Below are 250 nucleotides of genomic sequence, written 5' to 3'. Positions count from 1 at the left end.
TTTCACTTCGTTTAGAAGAGGGGGATTCCTAAGTAAAGAGTTCTATCGAACTCTAATTTATTAGGCTATCTCCACAGTCCTTGCGGTTAGAAGCCTTATCGCTTCATTCTTTAGATTGATACTTGCGTTAATATCCCTATCATGGTGTGTAAGGCAAGAAGGGCAGTCCCATTTACGTAGGTTTAGATTTTTAACGTCTTTGTTTTGATATCCACAACAAGAACATAATTGGCTTGAAGCAAATGTTTTC

General features: G+C 37.6%; 1 protein-coding gene. It reads right to left on the bottom strand.

All coding sequences use genetic code 11. From position 1 onward, the window contains the following. Window positions 1-60: 60 nt before the first annotated feature. Window positions 61-250 (bottom strand): zinc ribbon domain-containing protein (locus BAU23_RS28775; protein ID WP_165615110.1); only part of this gene is annotated, 190 nt, incomplete at its 5' end.

This window comes from Bacillus nitratireducens (assembly GCF_001884135.1).
In the GTDB taxonomy this organism is placed as follows: domain Bacteria; phylum Bacillota; class Bacilli; order Bacillales; family Bacillaceae_G; genus Bacillus_A; species Bacillus_A nitratireducens.
This window is presented reverse-complemented; position numbering and strand designations above follow the sequence as displayed.